Annotated in this window: 13 protein-coding genes and 1 tRNA gene; 10 read left to right on the top strand and 4 right to left on the bottom strand. The window is 42.2% G+C overall.

Annotated elements, in window-relative coordinates; translation table 11 throughout:
- Positions 1-38: 38 nt before the first annotated feature.
- From IE164_RS16890 to IE164_RS16865, 6 genes are all read left to right on the top strand, one after another.
- Positions 39-3,365 carry a CRTAC1 family protein gene (locus tag IE164_RS16890; protein WP_189631452.1) on the top strand — a complete coding sequence of 1,109 codons (3,327 nt, stop codon included), beginning with the start codon at positions 39-41 and terminating at the stop codon, positions 3,363-3,365.
- Between the two features lie 48 nt (positions 3,366-3,413).
- A complete protein-coding gene (rfaD, locus tag IE164_RS16885) occupies positions 3,414-4,379 on the top strand; it encodes an ADP-glyceromanno-heptose 6-epimerase (protein WP_189631451.1) in 966 nt (321 codons plus the stop codon).
- Between the two features lie 47 nt (positions 4,380-4,426).
- A complete protein-coding gene (locus tag IE164_RS16880; RefSeq protein WP_189631450.1) occupies positions 4,427-4,576 on the top strand; it encodes a DUF5989 family protein in 150 nt (49 codons plus the stop codon).
- Positions 4,577-4,587: 11 nt separating this feature from the next.
- Complete coding sequence (locus tag IE164_RS16875; protein WP_189631449.1) at positions 4,588-6,399, top strand: carbamoyltransferase family protein; 1,812 nt, start codon at positions 4,588-4,590, stop codon at positions 6,397-6,399.
- 1 nt (position 6,400) lies between these two features.
- The gene (locus IE164_RS16870) at positions 6,401-6,766 is read left to right on the top strand and encodes an SxtJ family membrane protein (RefSeq protein WP_189631448.1); all 366 of its coding nucleotides are present in this window, start codon (positions 6,401-6,403) and stop codon (positions 6,764-6,766) included.
- 71 nt (positions 6,767-6,837) lie between these two features.
- Positions 6,838-7,257, top strand: a complete 420-nt coding sequence (locus tag IE164_RS16865) for a 6-pyruvoyl trahydropterin synthase family protein (protein WP_189631593.1) — start codon at positions 6,838-6,840, stop codon at positions 7,255-7,257.
- 55 nt (positions 7,258-7,312) lie between these two features.
- Here IE164_RS16865 and clpX read toward each other — a convergent pair whose 3' ends face one another.
- The 4 genes from clpX to IE164_RS16845 all read right to left on the bottom strand — a co-directional run bounded on the left by clpX (position 7,313) and on the right by IE164_RS16845 (position 10,782).
- Positions 7,313-8,539, bottom strand: a complete 1,227-nt coding sequence (clpX, locus tag IE164_RS16860) for an ATP-dependent Clp protease ATP-binding subunit ClpX (RefSeq protein ID WP_189631447.1) — start codon at positions 8,537-8,539, stop codon at positions 7,313-7,315.
- Between the two features lie 6 nt (positions 8,540-8,545).
- Positions 8,546-9,214 carry a ClpP family protease gene (locus IE164_RS16855; protein ID WP_189631446.1) on the bottom strand — a complete coding sequence of 223 codons (669 nt, stop codon included), beginning with the start codon at positions 9,212-9,214 and terminating at the stop codon, positions 8,546-8,548.
- Between the two features lie 92 nt (positions 9,215-9,306).
- Positions 9,307-10,638: a trigger factor gene (gene tig / locus IE164_RS16850; RefSeq protein WP_189631445.1), complete on the bottom strand. Its 1,332-nt coding sequence runs from the start codon at positions 10,636-10,638 to the stop codon at positions 9,307-9,309.
- Between the two features lie 62 nt (positions 10,639-10,700).
- Positions 10,701-10,782 (bottom strand) — tRNA-Leu (locus tag IE164_RS16845).
- 109 nt (positions 10,783-10,891) lie between these two features.
- Here IE164_RS16845 and IE164_RS16840 point away from each other — a divergent pair.
- From IE164_RS16840 to IE164_RS16825, 4 genes are read left to right on the top strand one after another with little or no spacing between them, the layout of a single operon-like run.
- Positions 10,892-13,111: a RelA/SpoT family protein gene (locus tag IE164_RS16840; RefSeq protein WP_189631444.1), complete on the top strand. Its 2,220-nt coding sequence runs from the start codon at positions 10,892-10,894 to the stop codon at positions 13,109-13,111.
- A 49-nt stretch (positions 13,112-13,160) separates the two neighbouring features.
- Positions 13,161-13,619 carry a Fur family transcriptional regulator gene (locus IE164_RS16835; RefSeq protein ID WP_189631443.1) on the top strand — a complete coding sequence of 153 codons (459 nt, stop codon included), beginning with the start codon at positions 13,161-13,163 and terminating at the stop codon, positions 13,617-13,619.
- A 2-nt stretch (positions 13,620-13,621) separates the two neighbouring features.
- Positions 13,622-13,963 carry an STAS domain-containing protein gene (locus IE164_RS16830; protein WP_189631442.1) on the top strand — a complete coding sequence of 114 codons (342 nt, stop codon included), beginning with the start codon at positions 13,622-13,624 and terminating at the stop codon, positions 13,961-13,963.
- A 15-nt stretch (positions 13,964-13,978) separates the two neighbouring features.
- Positions 13,979-15,247, top strand: a complete 1,269-nt coding sequence (locus IE164_RS16825; protein WP_189631441.1) for an adenylosuccinate synthase — start codon at positions 13,979-13,981, stop codon at positions 15,245-15,247.
- Positions 15,248-15,465: the final 218 nt, after the last annotated feature.

Genomic DNA, 15,465 nt, shown 5'->3' with positions numbered 1-15,465 from the left:
CAAGGTTCAGCTTTGCCGTGTCAACCTTAAACTAAGCTGTGAATAATCGATATCTGACAAGTCTTGTTCTTGCCATCAGTGTTGTTGTATGCATTGGTTGTGGCAAAAAAAGTGGAAGAAATGCCATCTTTCAGTCCATAGATACGCGCTCCTCCGGACTAAATTTTCAAAATATCCTTTCCGAATCAGATTCAATCAACGCCTATACTTTCCTATATATCTACAACGGTTCAGGTGTTGCAATTGCCGACCTAAATAACGATGGCCTTAAAGATGTAGTGATGGCCGGAAATATGGTTCCTACTACCGTATATGTGAATAAGGGCGATTTACAATTTGAGCCACTTGAACTCCCTCTGCAAGGAGTAACTCCTTGGGTGCATGGAGTGAGCATCGTAGATATTAACAATGACGGCCTTCAAGATATTTATTTAAGTGTGGGGGGGATAAAAAAATCTGCGCAGGCCGCTAACAAGCTTTATGTAAATAAAGGTGATATGCTTTTTGAGGAAGAAGCAGCGCGCTTTGGTTTGGCCGACACTTCACTGACCACGCATACGGTGTTTTTCGACTATGATCAAGATGGCGATTTAGATGCCTATCTTCTTAATTATGAGAACAACCCCAATAAAGACCCCAATGTTATACGACCAAAGAACCTCTCGGGCAATACTGTAAGCCAAGATAGGTTATATAGAAATGATGGCGAGATTTTTAAAGAAGTGTCTGCACAAGCAGGGATAATACATGAAGGCTATGGATTGGGTATTCACACCTCTGACTTCAATAGCGATGGTTGGTTAGACATTTATGTTAGCAATGATTTTGCCTATGACGACCTTCTGTATATCAATCAACAAGACGGTACCTTCAAAGAGTCTTTAAACCTATATTTTGAACATACCAGCAATTTCGGTATGGGTATAGATCTGGCCGATGTAAACAATGATGGAAAACCAGATTTGTTACAAGTAGATATGCTTCCTGAAGACAACAGAAGACAGAAAAAGCTCCTGAGCGGAATGAACTACGATCGGCAGCAGATGCTATTGGCAAGAGGTTATCTGCCGCAATACATGCGCAACACACTGCAACTGAACACGGGGAAGGAGAAGTTTCAGGAAATAGGCTATCTGGCTGGTATAAGTACAACAGACTGGAGTTGGAGTCCGCTTATTGCCGACTTAGACAATGATGGTCTTAAAGATATTTACATTACTAACGGCTATGTAAAGGATGTTACGGATGTTGATTTTAGAGATTATGTAGTTAATGAAACCAGAAAGAGAAACAGAGTCTTTGATCCTCAGGTGCTTATAGGAGCACTGCAAGACCTTAAGGGCGAGAAGGTATTAAACTATGCTTTTAGAAATACGAATGGGCTTCAGTTCTCCAATGTTTCAGAAGAGTGGGGCATAACCCAGCCAAGCTTTTCTACCGGAGCAGCCTATGGCGACTTGGACAATGATGGCGATTTGGACTTGGTGGTAAACAACTTGAACGACCCGTCTTTTCTTTACGAAAACATGAGTTCTCAGAAGTTTAAGAAGAACTATCTGCAAATAGACTTCAGTATAGACGGCAACCAACAATTGGCCATTGGAACAAAAGTGGTAGTTGCGCTTAATTCAGGAGAAGAACTAATGGCCGAGGTTAACCCTTACAGAGGCTTCCAATCCAGCGTAGACCCGACCGTTCATTTGGGCCTTGGTGAGTCCTCTTCAATAAAGGAAGTTAAGGTGATTTGGCCCGACCTTTCGGAGTCTGTTCTTAGCGATGTTAAGATCAACTCCCGAATAACAGTTGAGAAAAATAAAGTAGAAATAAAGAAGTCTGCGCCTTCAGCCAATGTAGCCCAGGCCTTTGTAGATAAAGCTGAAGAAAGAGGCATAGACTTTACTCATCAAGAGTCTCCTTATGTAGACTTTAAAAGAGAAGCAATGCTGCCGCACAAACTATCGACCGAAGGGCCTGTTACCGCATTGGGCGATGTGAACAACGATGGCCTTGAAGATTTCTACATTGGAGGATCGGCAGGTCTGCCGGCTACAATTTTCTTGCAAAAGCATGGAATACAAGGAGCTACTTTCGAAAAACGCCTCATCGAAGATCAGAAAGAAAGTGAAGATGCCGGAGCCTTGTTCTTTGATGCAGATTCTGACGGTGATCTTGATTTATATGTGGTAAGTGGTAGTAATGAATTTCCTGTAGGAGACGAACGATACCTCGACAGACTCTATTTAAACGATGGTAATGGCAATTTCGTGCGAAGCAAAGAAAGTCTTCCGCTGGCTTACTATAGTGGCAGTGTGGTGGTAGCTAATGATGTAGACGGAGACGGAGACCTCGACCTGTTTATTGGTGGCCGATCACTACCCCAGAATTACCCAAAGCCAGGCACTTGTCAATTGTTAATTAATGAGAAAGGCAAATTCATCGATAAGATTGATGCATACGCACCATCGCTTAAGAATGTAGGGATGGTAAAAGACGCTAAATGGGTAAATCTATTAGGCGATGAGAAAAAGGAGCTGCTGGTGGCCGGTGAGTTTATGCCCCTAATGATCTTTGAAGTAGCTAATGGTATTATTAAACCCAGAGCCAGTATAAGCGGGCTGGAAGATTACGTGGGTTGGTGGAATACCATAGAAGTTCTCGATGTTGAGGGAGATGGCGACATGGATATAATTGCAGGCAATCTAGGGTTGAATAGCAGATATAAGGCATCTGTTACAGAGCCATTGAGTGCATATGCCAGTGATTTTGACGGAAATGGAACACTCGATGCCGTGCTTACCTATTACAATCAAGGTAGGGAGTATCCGTTGGCCGACCGGGCTACAATTACTCAGCAAATGCCTCCCATAAAGAAGAAGTTTACCAATAATCTTAAATACGCTGAATCTACTATAGATAAAGTCTTACCACAACCCGTGTTAGAAAGAGCTTATCAAGTAAAGGCGACACATTTTCAGAGCTCATACTTTATAAATAATGGCGATGGAACCTTCCAAATGAAGGAAATGCCACTTCAGGCACAGTTTACAAGAGTTAACGACATGCTCATTTTTGATTACGATCAAGACGGATACCATGATATCCTACTAGCCGGTAACTCTTATGGTACCGAGGTATTTACCGGTAATTATGATGCGCAAACCGCACTTCTTTTGAGAGGTAATGGAAAGGGTGAGTTTGAGGCAGTGCCGCTTTTCGGTTCAGGTTTTATAATGGAAGGAGCCATAACCGCTGTAGAGAAAATTAGTATAGATGGAGATTCACACATCCTTACACTTCTTAATGCAGACAAGGCTCATCTTTTTAGGGTAAACTCGGTAGACTGGTTAAGTCAGTCTAAGCTTTGATTCCCCTTTTCATAGTTATCCGGTATCTTTGGCACCAAAACAACAACAATGATCATTGTAACAGGTGCCGCTGGGTTTATAGGGAGCTGTCTAATTAGCAAGCTCAATCAAGAAGGATTCAATAATATCATTGCAGTCGATAAATTCGACACCCCCGCTAAGAACAAAAACCTGAAAGGAAAGAAAATAACTGAGCAGGTAGAGAGAGGTTCATTCTTCCATTGGTTAGACCAAAATCATAAGCAGGTTGAATTCGTTTTTCATTTAGGAGCGCGAACCGACACTACAGAATTCGACATGGAACTGCTCAATGAATTAAACCTGAACTACTCCAAGCAGATGTGGAATAAGTGCATTGAGTATCAGATTCCATTAGTTTATGCCTCATCTGCCGCTACCTATGGTGGTGGAGAGCATGGGTATAATGATGATCATTCCGTTATCGAAAATCTTGCCCCACTAAATCCCTATGGTATCTCTAAAAATGAGTTCGACAAATGGGTGCTGAAACAGGAACAACAGCCGCTCTTTTGGGCCGGGCTCAAGTTTTTTAATGTGTATGGTCCCAACGAATACCACAAAGGCAGAATGGCCTCCGTGATATTCCATGCATTCAATCAAATTGGAAATACAGGCCAAATGAAATTGTTCCGATCCCATAATCCGGACTTCAAAGACGGTGGTCAAATGCGCGACTTTGTGTACGTTAAGGATGTGGTAGAAGTATGTTACTTCCTCATGCATCACCGAAAAGACTCGGCCATTTACAACCTGGGGAGTGGAGAGGCCAGAACCTTTCTAGATCTCGTAAATGCCACATTTAAGGCCATGGACAAAGAACCTGTAGTGTCTTTTATCGATACCCCGGCAGACATAAGGGATAAATATCAATACTATACCCAGGCCAATATGGATAAGTTAAAAGCCATTGGCTTCACAAGACCATTTACTCCTTTAGAAGAAGGAATTGACGACTATGTAAAGAACTATTTGCAAAACGATAATTATTGCTAGCTTGGGCAAAGATGCTAATACGCATTGAATAATGTTAGTGAAGCCCTATGAACCAAATTAAAGAGCTCTTTCAGTTTATGGCTGCCCGAAAAAGGCTTTGGCTGGCACCCATAATCATCGTTTTGGTATTGCTAGGCCTATTGATTGTTTTTGTAGAAGGTTCTGCAGTAGCACCATTCATATATAGTATGTTTTAATTCCATCCGCAATGTATGTGCTCGGTGTTTCAGCTCTTTATCACGATTCCGCAGCCTGTATTATTCACGATGGAGAAATACTGGTAGCTGCTCAAGAAGAACGATTTACCAGGCTAAAGCATGACTCCACATTCCCGGTCAATGCCATTCGGTTCTGTTTAGAATACACTCATTTGAGCCTGGAGCAGATAGACCATGTGGCTTTCTACGAAAAACCATTATTGAAATTCGAGCGAGTACTGGAGAATTTTTTCGATATAGCTCCTAAGGGAGTATTGGCCTTTGTTCGCTACATGCCTGCGTGGGTAAAGCAAAAAGTTTTTTTCAGAAAGTATCTCAACGACAAACTAAAAACCATAGACAAAGCAGCAAAAAAACTGCCCACTGTTAAGTTTGTTGAACACCACCTGTCTCATGCGGCCTGGGCCTATTACACATCTCCCTTTAAAGATGCCGCTGTGCTTACAATCGATGGTGTGGGTGAATGGACTACCACTGCTTTATACCGGATACAAGATGGAGCTATTCAACTTATAAAAGAGCAGCATTACCCACATTCCCTTGGCCTTCTCTATTCTGCATTTACCCAATACCTGGGGTTTAAGGTGAATGATGGAGAATATAAAATGATGGGCTTGGCCCCTTATGGCAACAGTGAAAGCTATACCTATAAGAGAGCAGAAGAAACCATCAAAAAACATCTGGTAAGGGTGTTTCCAGACGGTTCAATTCGCTTGAATATGGAGTTCTTTTGCTTTCAGCTGGGGAGTCGAATGATTCATCAGAAACGATGGGAACAGATGTTTGGACTGCCAATGAGAAATAGTGCAGATCAAATCAGGCAAGAACATTGCGATTTGGCCCTGGCCATACAGAACTTTACTGAACAGGTTGTTTTAAAGTTGGTTAGCCATTTAAAGTTAGAAACCGGAGAGGAGAACCTTTGTCTGGCAGGAGGTGTGGCGTACAACTGTGTGGTCAATGGGAAAATAATAGAGCAAGAAATTTTTAAAAGTGTTCATGTGCCTCCCGCTGTTGGCGATGCAGGCTCGGCCGTGGGAGCCGGCTTTTTGGTCAGCAGCTTGTTAGGCCATGTGGCAAAAGATACACGCTACCTCAAAAATGAGATCTCATTTTTGGGGCCTCAGTTTACCAATACTGAAATTTCGTCAGTTTTGCGGTCGGTAGACGGTCCAACAGTGCCATACCAGACTGGTGAACTTTTAGATAGAGTAGTGGATGACCTGATACAAGGTAGGGTAGTAGGCTGGTTTCAGGGGAGAATGGAATTTGGTGCTCGGGCACTCGGCTCCCGGTCTATTTTGGCCGATGCTGCTAACCCAGGCATTCAGGAGCAACTCAATAGAAAAATAAAGTTTAGAGAATCGTTCAGGCCTTTTGCAGTCATACTCTTAGAAGAAGACTTGCAAGACTACTTTAACCTGAATCAGCCAAGTCCTTATATGGCTATTGTAGCCCAGATAGCCGAGCAATGGAGAAAGCCAAGACCGCATAACTACGAGGCTCTTACCATTAAAGAAAAGTGTCAATGGGTAAATTCGAGCTTTCCCGGTATTGTACACGTAGACTACTCCAGCAGAATACAAACGGTAGATAAAGAGACCAACAGGCTTTTATATGAGCTATTGCTTAAGTTTAAAGAAAAAACCGGGCATTCGCTTTTAGTAAACACAAGCTTTAATGTAAACAATGAACCTATTGTTTGTACTCCTCAAGAGGCCTATCAATGCTTTTTGAGCACTCACATGGACAGCCTGGCAGTTGGTAATTTTTACATTACTAAAGAAAACGACCATGTTTAAAATGCCTAAACCTACGAACCCCCACGCTATGGTTCTGGGCTTTGTGGCCGGCCTGCTGGTTATTAACTACTTTGTTGAAGAGGAGTGGATTACATATCTGGTTATAGCCACTTCCGTTTTGTGTAGCATTTCCGGCAAACTAACCCACGCACTGGCAAGCTTGTGGTTGGGGCTTGGGCACGTGTTGGGTAGAATTAACGGAGCCGTTTTGCTTAGTCTTTTATATCTCCTTATCCTTACTCCATTGGCCTTGCTCAGAAAGTTGGTGGATAGGAAAAAAAGGAAGAGAGGCGTAGAGCAAGCCCAAACAGCCTTTGTGTCCAGATCGCATCTATTTACAGGTCAGGATATTGAGTTACCCTGGTAGGTAGTAATCTTTCCGATTAGACATGTCCCTTGCTCAGAAAACACTTATATTTGCAGCCAATTTTAGAAAGTATGGTTTACGTCAGTAGAAAAGAACATTTCAACGCTGCACACAAGTTGTATAATCCCAATTGGAGCGATGAAAAGAATCAGGAGGTTTTTGGTCCCTGTGCCAATGCCAACTGGCATGGCCATAATTTTGAGTTAATCACCACTGTAAAGGGTATGCCAGATCCGGAAACCGGTTTTGTAGTGGATTTAAAACAACTTTCTGAACTTATTAAAGCCGAGGTGATCGATAAGCTCGATCATAAAAACCTCAACCTCGATGTAGATTTTATGAGAGGTAAAATGGCGAGCTGTGAGATATTAGTGATGGAGATATGGAAAATTTTGGCACCCAAGGTAGATGCCATTACTCCACACGGCAAGCTTCATTCGTTAAAGCTCTACGAGACCCCAAGAAACTTTGTAGAGTACTTCGGGGAATAAGAGTCGATCGGCAAAAGAAACCTGAAGTAGATTCGGTTAAACCTTGCTCGACTTCTTACGCCACCTTAAGTTTCTTGAACTTAGACTTCTCGAACTTCTCTCTTGCGTATTTTTTGTCAATAACTAGCTCCTGTGTTTCAGGGTCAGAGGGCAACTCAAACATAGCATCGGTCATAATCGCCTCACAGATAGAGCGAAGTCCCCTGGCACCAAGCTTAAACTCTAACGCTTTTTCGACTATATAGTCAAGCGCACTTTCTTCGAACACCAGCTTTTTTTCTTCCATATCAAAAAGCTTGGTGTACTGCTTTATCAGAGCGTTCTTAGGAGCTGTTAGAATATTCTTGAGAATCTCCGGATCCAGAGGGTTCAGGTGAGTGACAATAGGAAGCCTACCGATCAACTCCGGAATCAGACCAAAGTTTTTAAGGTCTTGAGCATTTACATATTGGTGAAGGTTGTCACGATCAACCTGCATCTGTTCATCCTTACCTACAGCAAAGCCCAGAGGCTGAGTGTTTAACCTGTTGGCAATGTGTCGCGAAATACCATCAAAAGCGCCACCACAGATAAACAAAATGTTGTCCGTATTTACCGAGATCATTTTCTGATCAGGGTGTTTTCTTCCTCCCTGAGGGGGGACATTTACGGCCGTTCCCTCTAAAAGCTTTAAAAGTGCCTGCTGAACACCTTCACCGCTAACATCGCGCGTAATGGATGGATTATCCGATTTGCGGGCTATTTTATCAATCTCATCAATATAGATGATTCCTCGTTCGGCAGACTCAACATCATAGTTGGCCGCTTGGAGAAGTCTGGTGAGAATACTTTCAACATCCTCTCCAACATAACCAGCTTCAGTAAGAACTGTAGCATCAGCTATGCAAAAAGGAACCTGAAGTATTTTGGCCAGCGTTTTAGCGATGTAGGTCTTGCCCGTACCTGTTTCACCAACCATGATGATGTTGGACTTTTCAATCACAACATCATCATCGTTAGATTTTTGAATAAGCCGCTTATAGTGATTATAAACAGCTACAGAGATTACCTTCTTGGCTTCATCCTGACCTACCACATACTGGTCAAGATACTTCTTCATTTCAACCGGTTTAATTAGGTTGAATTTAGGAGAGTCTTCAGAAGACTTCGTTTTAAGTTCTTCCGAAAGAATCTGGTTGGCTTGAGTAATACAGTGATTACATATATGGGCATGAATACCCGATATCATCAAGTCAACATCTTTTTTGTTGCGTCCGCAAAACGAACAAGTAACCTCTGCCATAATCTTTTATTTTCTTGAGAGTACCTCGTCAATAAGACCATACTCTTTAGCTTCAGCCGCACGCATCCAATAATCTCTATCAGAGTCTTGCTCAATTTTCTCGTAAGGCTGGCCAGTGTGTTTTGATAAAATGTCGTACAAGTCCTTTCGTAGTTCCTGCATCTGCTTTAGGGTAATTTCCATGTCTCTGGACTGCCCCTGCATACCGCCACTTGGCTGGTGAATCATTATTCTTGAGTGAGGTAAAGCGGCTCTTTTGCCTTCCGCTCCGGCACTCATTAGCACTGCAGCCATAGAAGCAGCCATACCGGTGCAAATGGTAGCCACATCGGGCTTAACAAACTGCATGGTGTCATACATGCCCAAGCCGGCATATACAGACCCACCAGGGCTGTTGATATACATGGTGATGTCTCTTTGAGGATCTACCGACTCCAAAAAGAGCAACTGTGCTGTAATAATGTTCGCAATATTATCGTCTACCCCCATGCCCAAAAAGATGATTCTGTCCATAATAAGTCTGGAGAAAACATCAATTTCTGCAAATCGGGTCGGTCTTTCTTCAATAACCGAACGAGTCATGTTCTCTACCCAATTCGTATAAGCATCGAATGTAGAACCCTGAACTCCCTGATTATGAATAGCGTATTTTCTGAATTCGTCTTTGTTGATCATTAGTTTAATTCACCTTAACTGAACAAAATTAAAAAAAAAGCCCTTCCGAGAAAGGACTTTCATTTAACATCTTGCAAGTACCAAAGGTTCGCTTACTTATTAACGATTTCCTTGAACTCGTCCAGACTAACTTTTTTCGACTTAATTTCGATCTTCTCTTTGATGAATTCGAGCACCTTTTCTTCCTGCACCTGCTCAGCCATTTTCATATAATTTTGGCCGTTTTCGCCTTGTAGGTAGTGCTCAACAAACGAATCCATCTGATCGGCCAGCTGTCCTAATCCTGATCCTCTAAATTGAGCCTCAATCATTTTTTGCGTGGCTGCTTTAATGTCCTCATGCTCAGGCTTAATCTCGTTCTCCTTAGCTACCTGACCTGAAATGAGGTTCCATCTTAGCTGATCGGCATAAATATCATATTCTTTCTCCAGGTCAGCATCGGTCACTTTGCCTTCACTAGAAAGCTTCAACCAATCTTTAAGGAATCCATCGGGAAGGGCAATCTTGGTATTCTTAATTAGCTCGTCCTGAATGGTTTTATTTAACCAAGCCGTGGTTTCTCTTGAGTAATTTTCAGATATAGTATCGGCTACTTTAGCTCTGAATTCTTCCTCGTTCGAAACAGTATCCGGGCCGAAGGTTTTGTCGAATAACTCCTGATTCACCTCAGCCAATTCTCTTCGGTTTACATTCTTAACTTCAAAACTGAAGTTCAGATCCATGCCTTCGATTTCATCAGGTGTTTTTCCTAAATGAGCGGCTTGCTGACTTTTCTCTTTGAAAAGTTTGCCCAAATCGAGAGCAATCACATCGCCCTTCTTTTTGCCTACAAACTTCTTAGCATTGGTTTTGGTAAGTACAGAAGGATCGAAAGTAGTGTCATGGCTAAAGTCCGTGCCTTCTTGAGTTAGGGTGCCATAAAGCAAATCTCCTTCTTCGCTCACTTCCGGGTTAGTCATTTTTCCAAACTGACTTCTGACATCGTCAATGGTTTGGTCAATAACCTTGTCGTTTACGTCAATCTCGTACTCGGTTACTTTTACCTTTTTTGTTAGGTCTACTTTAAAGTCGTCAACAAGACCAATGTTGTACTCGAACTCAAAGTCCACCTGATTGTCCCAGTCTACCGATTCAATTTGCTGCTGGTTGGGAATTGGCTCTCCCAAAATTTTAAGCTCATTATCTCTAATGTAGTCTTGGATAGCATGACCTACCATATGGTTGATTTCATCAACCAAAATAGACTTGCCGTACATTTTCTTGATAAGACCCTGTGGAACCTTGCCCTGTCTGAAACCTTTGATCTGGGCTTTTTTGCTATAGTCCTTGATCTTTTCGTTTACTTTCGATTGATAATCAGCTTCGTTTAATTTAACTTTAATAGAAGCGACATTCGAATCTTTTTTGTCTAAAGTAATGTCCAATGCTTTACTGTTTTTGTCAATAAATAAAAACCCTCAAATCTTTCGACCGAGGGTTCAATTTGTGCGGATGGAGGGACTCGAACCCCCATGCCCGGAGGCGCTAGATCCTAAGTCTAGTGCGTCTACCAATTTCGCCACATCCGCTGGCTGTTTCGAAATGGATTGCAAAGGTATAGGAATTCCTTTTGAAGTCAATAAATTGTTTGCATATTTTTTTAACACTTATAACCTTACTTCTAGCTAACTTTACTTTATGATTGCAGTTGATGTTGAAGCGGAACGAAAAGAGATTCTTAGAAGGTATAGAAGACTGCTTAGAAAGGCCAAACCCTTTCTGAAAGACAATGATGCCAAACTCATTAAGAAGGCTTTCAATTTGTCGCTGGATGCGCACAAAGAGATGCGCAGAAAATCAGGAGAGCCATATATCTTTCATCCACTGGCAGTAGCCGAAATCTGCGTTGAAGAGATTGGTCTAGGTACTACATCCATTATAGCGGCACTTCTTCACGATGTGGTAGAAGATACCGAGATTGAGCTCGATGAAATAAAAAACTCCTTCGGTCCAAAAGTGGCTAAAATTATCGATGGTCTCACCAAGATATCTGGAGTGTTCGATCATGGTAGCTCTCAACAGGCCGAAAACTTCAGAAAAATGCTGCTTACCCTTTCAGAAGATGTTAGGGTTATTTTGGTGAAGCTGGCCGATAGGCTACACAATATGCGCACATTGGGCAGCATGCCTCGTCATAAGCAACTCAAGATAATTTCTGAAACTATTTATCTATACGCCCCCTTAGCCCACAGGCTGGGGCTATATGCCATTAAGTCGGAGCTCGAAGATCTTTGGCTCAAATACACCGAACCGGAGATATATCAGGACATTGTAGAAAAGATTGCCGAGAGCAAATCGTCCAGAGCTCGTTTTATTAAAGGCTTCATTGCCCCAATATTGGACGAACTCAACAAGACAGGTCTAAAGTACGAGGTAAAAGGCAGGCCAAAGTCAATCTACTCCATTTGGAATAAGATGAAAAAACAGAGCATACCTTTTGAAGAAGTGTACGATCTGTTTGCAGTCCGCATAATTCTCGATACGCCATACGATCAGGAGAAGTCGGCCTGTTGGCAAGTATATTCCATAGTAACAGATTTTTATACACCCAACCCCGACAGGCTACGAGATTGGGTAAGCACCCCCAAGGCCAACGGGTATGAATCGCTCCATACTACCGTAATGAGCCGCACCGGTAAGTGGGTTGAAGTACAGATTAGAACCCAACGTATGGACGATATCGCAGAAAAGGGGTATGCCGCTCACTGGAAGTACAAAGACGGAATGAGTCCATCTCATGAGTCTGGTCTGGAAATGTGGATTCAGAAGGTCAGAGATATGTTGGAGCAAAACGATACCAATGCCATTGAATTTGTGGACGACTTCCGCTCCAACCTCTTCAACGAAGAAGTTTTCATATTTACTCCTAAAGGAGACCTCAAGATACTGCCTAGTGGCGCAACCGCACTGGACTTTGCTTTTGATATACACACCGAAATTGGGGCCAAATGCCTCGGGGCAAAAGTTAACAACAAGCTGGTACCACTCAATTACCAGTTAAAAAATGGAGATCAGATTGAAATACTTACCTCAAACAAGCAAAAGCCCAATGAAGATTGGTTGAGGTTTGTTGTTACCTCAAAGGCTAAATCCAAGATTAAAGACACTCTTAAAGAAGCAAAAAAACAAGCAGCCATAGACGGAAAGGAAATTGTGCAGCGCAAGCTCAAGCAAATGAAGATTCCCTTCGATGGCGATGTGGTTAACCAATTGAGGGCATACTTCGATGAAAAAACAATTATTGATTTTTATTATAAAGTAGGCCGCGGAATAATTGACCCCTCTCAAATAAAAAACTTCAGAGACTTTAAAAAAGAACGTACAAAGTCCCTTAAGGTCAAGGCCGAAGAGTTTGAGTTTACAGATGACATTAAAAAGGCCGAGCATGGCGGTAAAGACATACTCCTTATAGGAGAAGATATGGATGTGCTGGATTATCGCTTTGCCAAATGCTGTAACCCCATTCCGGGAGACGATGTCTTTGGGTTTATCACCGTCAATGAAGGGATAAAAATCCATCGTACCACTTGCCCCAATGCTCCCGAACTACTTTCACGCCATGGCAACCGCATTGTAAAGGCCAAGTGGATGTCTCAGCAACAAAATGCCTTCTTGGCAGTGCTCCGCATCATAGGTACCGATAGGGTAGGATTGATGAGAGACGTAACCGATATTATCTCAGGCGAACTTAAAGTAAATATGCAGTCCATCAGCATTGACACTGAGACAGGAATTTTCGATGGGCAAATTCGGTTATACGTAAATAGCACCAAGCACCTCGATGAACTCATAAGAAAACTAGAAAAGGTTACTGGTGTGATGAGAGTTACGCGCTACGATTCCACTCATGAAATCTAGCTGCGGCTATTCCATAAACTATTTTATATTTGCACCCTAACCCGGAGTAATGGCGCTTAATCCAAAAGTATTCGATCAGGTAAAACAGATATTTACAGCCTACCTGGAAAACAAGACGTTGCGTAAAACGCCCGAACGATTCGCCATACTCGAAGAAATTTATACAAGAGACGGTCATTTCGATGTTGAATCTCTGTACATCAGTATGAAAAACAAGAACTACAGAGTTTCCCGGGCCACTGTATATAATACACTCGATCTGCTCGTTGAATGCGATCTGGTTACCAAACACCAGTTCGGTAAAAACATGGCCCAATACGAAAAGTCATACGGTTTTAAACAGCACGACCACATTCTCATGATGAACTCTTCTGAAGTTATTGAGTTTTGCGACCCAAGAATCCAAAACATCAAAAACACCCTGGAAGAAATGTTCGATATAGACATCATGCATCATACCCTGTACTTTTTCGCTAAACCAAGGGCCAAAAAAGCCAAAATCGACTAATCATGACATTTAAGAGCTACGAAAACCAGGGAGTCATTGTACTCCAAATAGAAGGTAATTTAATTGGCGAAGAAGTAGGGTCAGGTCTGCTCGATGCTGCCAACGATGCCATTAACAATGGGCTCGTACAGTGTGCAATAGATATAGAAAAGGTGAAATACATTAACAGTAGTGGTATCGGTGTACTCATTACGTTGCTCACTAAGTTTAGAAATCAAGAAGGAGAAGTCATTATTGTAAACCCTTCAGAACACGTAAAAAAGCTGTTAATAATTACCAAGCTCACAGCAATCTTTAAAATAGCCGACTCAGTAGAGCAGGCCGTTAACGAATTAATTTCCTGATAGAATAAATAAATAATGAAAGTAGACGTCTTATTAGGCTTACAATGGGGAGACGAAGGAAAAGGTAAGGTTGTAGATTACCTTGCTCCAAAGTATAATGTAGTGGCAAGATTTCAGGGAGGGCCCAATGCAGGCCACACGCTAGAGTTCGATGGCCACAAGCACGTCTTGCATCAAATTCCATCAGGTATATTCAGAGAGCAAATCCTCAATATTATTGGTAATGGAGTCGTGCTAGACCCGGTGATCTTTAAGAAAGAGATAGAAGGTTTGTCCAAGTTCAATATAGACTTTACCAAAAACCTCTTTATCTCAAAGAAAACTCAGCTCATTCTGCCCTCACATAAATTGCTGGATGCTGCCTATGAGCATTCTAAAGGAAAAGATAAAATAGGTTCAACCTTAAAAGGTATAGGGCCTTCATATCAGGACAAAATTGCCCGAAACGGACTGAGAGTTGGAGATATACTGGCTCCTGGCTTCGAAGATCGCTACAGAAACCTCGTCAATAAACACGAGAGAATACTTCAGCATTATGACTTTGAGTATGACCTCAACCAGGTAGAAAAACCATTCTTTGAGGCAGTAGAGTTTCTGAAGAACTTCACTCTGGTTAATTCAGAATATAAGATTAACGAATGCATACGCTCCAATCAGACAGTGCTGGCGGAAGGAGCGCAAGGATCGTTGCTAGACATCGACTTTGGGAGCTACCCCTACGTAACCAGTTCCAATACAATGACAGCCGGAGCCTGTACGGGTTTGGGAGTAGCTCCCAAAAACATTGGAGAGGTGTTCGGTATCTTCAAAGCCTATTGTACGAGAGTAGGAGGAGGGCCATTCCCTACCGAGTTGTTCGATAGTACTGGTGCCGCCATACAAAAAGAAGGCAATGAGTTCGGAGCCACCACCGGTCGGCCACGTAGGTGCGGCTGGTTAGATATTCCGGCACTCAACTATGCCATCATGATTAACGGAGTAACCCAACTTTTTATGATGAAGGCAGACGTTCTTTCCTTTTTAGACGAGATCAAAGTGTGTACGGCATACAAGCTCAAAGACGGAACCCTTACTCAGGAAATGCCATTTCAGTTGCTCGATGAAGAAGTAGAGCCGGTCTATGAAACGTTACCAGGCTGGAAAAAAGATCTTACCAAAGTAAAATCTTATGGAGATATGCCAGACCAACTCAAGCAATACATAGAGTTTATTGAGTCTAAAACTAATACTCCAATAAAGATAGTTTCGGTAGGGCCTGACAGAACTCAAACCGTAATCCGTTGATAACTAGAGCTATCTAAAAATGGCTCAAAAACTTTTCAAAATATTTTCGAAAAGGGCTTTATAGATCAAAAATAATCTCCTACTTTTGTCCTCCCGTTTGCAAGGAACGGGGGGATAAATTGAGAGGCTGTGTGGGATTGGAAATAAATTTTTCAAATTCTTTTGCACTTAATAAAATAAGTTTTTTACCTTTGCATCCGCTTTTGGAACAAGGGAAT

The sequence above is a fragment of the Roseivirga thermotolerans genome (assembly GCF_014653175.1).
GTDB classification, from domain to species: domain Bacteria; phylum Bacteroidota; class Bacteroidia; order Cytophagales; family Cyclobacteriaceae; genus Roseivirga; species Roseivirga thermotolerans.
The sequence above is the reverse complement of the archived record's forward strand: the minus strand, read 5'-3'. Positions and strand labels throughout refer to the sequence as shown.

What these genes read in the sequence shown, in the direction of transcription:
- rfaD (WP_189631451.1), top strand. Translation starts at nt 3,414, where the DNA reads ATGATCATTGTAACAGGTGCCGCTGGGTTTATAGGGAGCTGTCTAATT.
- IE164_RS16880 (WP_189631450.1), top strand. Translation starts at nt 4,427, where the DNA reads ATGAACCAAATTAAAGAGCTCTTTCAGTTTATGGCTGCCCGAAAAAGG.
- IE164_RS16875 (WP_189631449.1), top strand. Translation starts at nt 4,588, where the DNA reads ATGTATGTGCTCGGTGTTTCAGCTCTTTATCACGATTCCGCAGCCTGT.
- IE164_RS16870 (WP_189631448.1), top strand. Translation starts at nt 6,401, where the DNA reads ATGCCTAAACCTACGAACCCCCACGCTATGGTTCTGGGCTTTGTGGCC.
- IE164_RS16865 (WP_189631593.1), top strand. Translation starts at nt 6,838, where the DNA reads ATGGTTTACGTCAGTAGAAAAGAACATTTCAACGCTGCACACAAGTTG.
- clpX (WP_189631447.1), bottom strand. Translation starts at nt 8,539, where the DNA reads ATGGCAGAGGTTACTTGTTCGTTTTGCGGACGCAACAAAAAAGATGTT.
- IE164_RS16855 (WP_189631446.1), bottom strand. Translation starts at nt 9,214, where the DNA reads ATGATCAACAAAGACGAATTCAGAAAATACGCTATTCATAATCAGGGA.
- IE164_RS16840 (WP_189631444.1), top strand. Translation starts at nt 10,892, where the DNA reads ATGATTGCAGTTGATGTTGAAGCGGAACGAAAAGAGATTCTTAGAAGG.
- IE164_RS16835 (WP_189631443.1), top strand. Translation starts at nt 13,161, where the DNA reads ATGGCGCTTAATCCAAAAGTATTCGATCAGGTAAAACAGATATTTACA.
- IE164_RS16830 (WP_189631442.1), top strand. Translation starts at nt 13,622, where the DNA reads ATGACATTTAAGAGCTACGAAAACCAGGGAGTCATTGTACTCCAAATA.
- IE164_RS16825 (WP_189631441.1), top strand. Translation starts at nt 13,979, where the DNA reads ATGAAAGTAGACGTCTTATTAGGCTTACAATGGGGAGACGAAGGAAAA.